We start from the raw sequence: 2,360 nt of genomic DNA on the forward strand, positions 1-2,360 counted from the left end.
CAAAAGACAACACTTTTGGTAACTTCTGAATCTAGGTAGGTGTAAGCTGCAATCAAGCTAAAATTCTCGGTTACTTTTCCTGTAACGTCCAATTCAAATCCACGGCTACGAATATCGCCTACAAGGATGCTGAAATCAGGGTTGCTGGGATCTGTTTCTGCAATGTTTGTTTGTTCCAACTGAAACAGTGCAGCCGTGATACTCACTCTATCATTTAACAGATTTACTTTAGTACCAACTTCATATTGAGTAGCTTTTCTAGCCTCAGGAAAACCACCGTCTGAAAGTAAACCAAATTGTGGCTCTGTCGATTGACTAAAGCTAGCATAAATTGAAGCTGAATCTGTCAGACTATAAACTAACCCGATGCTTGGAGAAATGTAATTGTCATCTTGTGCAGGTACGCCACCACTTATATACTCAAATCCGCCGTAGCGCAAACCTGCCAGTAAACGAAATTGCCCAAGTTTTATGAAATCTTGAATGTAAACGCCCCAATTGCTGTCACTAAAATCAACTGTGCTATTAGTAAGTCCGGTGGGGATAGGAACATCAAAAGTAGGGTTAGCAACGTCAATACTACCAAAAAAACCAGCATTAACACCATTGAACCTTGAACTGTATTTATTGTATTCAACGCCTGCTAATAACTTATGTTCTGTCTCTCCAATATTGAAGTTACCTCTGATTTCACCTCGAAGATTGTATTGATTATAGTCATCAAAAATTGTTCGGTAGAAACGTGTTAGAGTATCACCCTCAAAACCAAGTGCGACAAAGATCGGATTAGCTTCTCTTTGTGTATTAAAGTACTGACCGCTGAGGTTAAGCGACCAATCCTTACTAATTGGCTGATCTAAGTAAGCTGCAATCCGATAGTGATTGTAGATTTGGCTATTGCGGGGATCTGTATAACTGCGGTCATAGAAAAACTCACCATTAAAAAATTTTGCTCCAGTATTAAAGTCTTTATCTTGCCGGTAATACTCACCTTCAATTGTTAAAGAACCGCCTTCGCCCGTTGATAACGTTACTGAGGGAGCCACAAAAATACGATTATCTTCAACGTTGTCTACAAAATAATCTGAATCTTGAAAGGCCAGAATCAAGCGATAAAGTACATTTTTGTCGTCAGTTAACGGCCCTGTTAAATCCACCTCACTGCGATAAAAATTAAAGCTGCCTATATCGGCTGAAAATTTATAACTGGGCGTAGCTTGGGGCTTCTTTGTAATATAGTTAACTACTCCACCAGGTGAACCTGTGCCATAAAGTAACGAAGAGAAACCTTTCAAAATTTCTAGACGTTCAATATTAGCAAAGTCTCTGATTAAAGAGCGGTAATTATCTCGTAACCCATTGACATAAACTTGGCTACCTGTACTAAATCCACGAATTTGAAAGTCAGTGAACAGTCCACCCTGTCCAACGTTTCCGGCCGTGACTCCACTAATGTAAGGGGCTAAGTCTTCTACTCGTCGGGGTGCTTTATCCTCAATGAATTCCTCTGTAATTACGCCAATTGATGCAGGTGTTTCTAGTAGTGGAATATCCAGCCTACTTCCAGTGTTAGCATCTGGTACACGATATCCATCTTGTTCTCCTGTCACTACCAACTCAATCGCATCATCTTGCTGCGCTGCTGGTTCTTTTTGCGGTGTCTGAGTTTCTGGTATTTCTTCTACTGGAGGCGTTTCCGACTGCTGTGGTGGCTGCATCGCGGTTGCACTAGAATTTATCCCAAAAACCAGCCCTGTATTGTCATCAAATAATTCAACTGTTGGTAAACTTGTTTCACCTACTACTGTCACCCGCACAGTATTAGTGTCAATATTGATAACTGTTATTTCAGTAATTCCCGCATTTGGTTTTTCTGAACGGAAGTTGAAAGCATTGCCGTTAGGTAAACGCAATTGAGCATTAGGAATATCGGCAATAAAATTATTACCAGTACTGCGATTTGTAATTTGTAGTTGTTCTCCAAGGGGTGTCTCTAAAATTACCTCCACACCATTTTGGGTGGAAGTTGCTTTTACTCCCGCGATCGCGATAATTTCTGATGTAGGTGTTGGTGACTGTACCAAAATTTGAGAGTTGCCAAAAGAATTAGCATCTTTTGCCCATGTTGCTTGCATTCCTAGAAGAAAAAATACACCTGTCAGCAATAGCGACAGCCGCAGTTGTAAAAAATTCACCATCACTCCCACACCTTAAAGCTTAATAAAAACTTTTCCTGATTAGCTTAGGGAAAACTATCAAGGTGAAGATAGTGATAATTCTGCTTAAACGGAATTTTTATTCGGCTCAAACGGAAATTGTTTTTAAACAATCCTGTGGACGGATGCTAAACTTTTTCCGAA

General features: G+C 40.0%; 1 protein-coding gene. It reads right to left on the minus strand.

Annotated elements, in window-relative coordinates; genetic code table 11:
• Positions 1-2,198, minus strand: a 2,198-nt coding sequence (locus RRG12_RS43105; RefSeq protein WP_420763284.1) for a TonB-dependent siderophore receptor, incomplete at its 3' end; no start/stop codon positions are given.
• Positions 2,199-2,360: the final 162 nt, after the last annotated feature.

The organism is Nostoc sp. CALU 546 (assembly GCF_048836525.1).